An 875-nucleotide genomic window follows, 5' to 3' on the forward strand; every position below is an offset into this window, starting at 1 on the left:
CCGCCGCGCTGCTGCGCGATGCGCCGGCGGCGCCGCTCCCGTCCAGCCAGGCCGGCGAATGGCCGCTGGGCCGCGCGATCGCGCAGATCCAGGGCATCTACGTGCTGGCCGAGAACGCCCAGGGCCTGGTGATCGTCGACATGCACGCCGCCCATGAGCGCGTCGTCTACGAGCGGCTCAAGGCCGCGCTCGGCGAGACCCGCATCGACTCCCAACCCTTGCTGATCCCGGTGACCTTCGCCGCGACGCCGGCCGAGATCGCCACCGCCGAGGCGCAGGCCGAGACGCTGCGCCGGCTCGGCCTGGACATCTCGCCGCTGTCGGCCAAGGTGCTGGCGGTGCGCGAGCGGCCGGCGCTGCTGGCCGGCGGCGACGTGGTGGAACTGGCCCGCGGCGTGCTGGCCGAGCTGGCGCAGTTCGACGCCAGCCACGCGATCGAGCGCGCCCAGCACGAGATCCTGGCCACGATGGCCTGCCATGGTGCAGTGCGTGCCAACCGGCAGTTGACGATCGACGAGATGAACGCGCTGCTGCGCGACATGGAACGCACCGAGCGCGCCGACCAGTGCAACCACGGCCGCCCCACCTGGCGCCAACTCACGATCCGCGACCTCGACGCGCTGTTCCTGCGCGGGCGCTGAGCCGTCGCCGCTCGCCCCGCCCTCCCGCTTTCCCGTTCGCATCGGCGATCCACCCTTTCACCAGAAGCAGTACCGACATGGCCACGCTCAAGCTCAACAAGAACAAATCGGCCGACGCCAAGTCCGCGGACGGTCCGGACAAGGGGTCCCGCCGCGCGCCGCTGCGCGGCCAGGGTGTCAACAAGCCGCGCCCGACGCTGGCCCAGGCCCAGGCGGACCGCGCCGAACGCGAGG

1 protein-coding gene is annotated in these 875 nt (G+C 72.6%); it reads left to right on the forward strand.

Annotation, left to right across the window (positions count from 1 at the left end; translation table 11 throughout):
* The coding region (locus CS062_RS25120; RefSeq protein ID WP_497006792.1) for a DNA mismatch repair MutL family protein at positions 1 to 641 on the forward strand (641 nt) is incomplete at its 5' end.
* Between the last annotated feature and the right edge of the window lie 234 nt (positions 642 to 875).

The organism is Roseateles chitinivorans, assembly GCF_002761755.1.
Lineage (GTDB): Bacteria > Pseudomonadota > Gammaproteobacteria > Burkholderiales > Burkholderiaceae_C > Roseateles > Roseateles chitinivorans.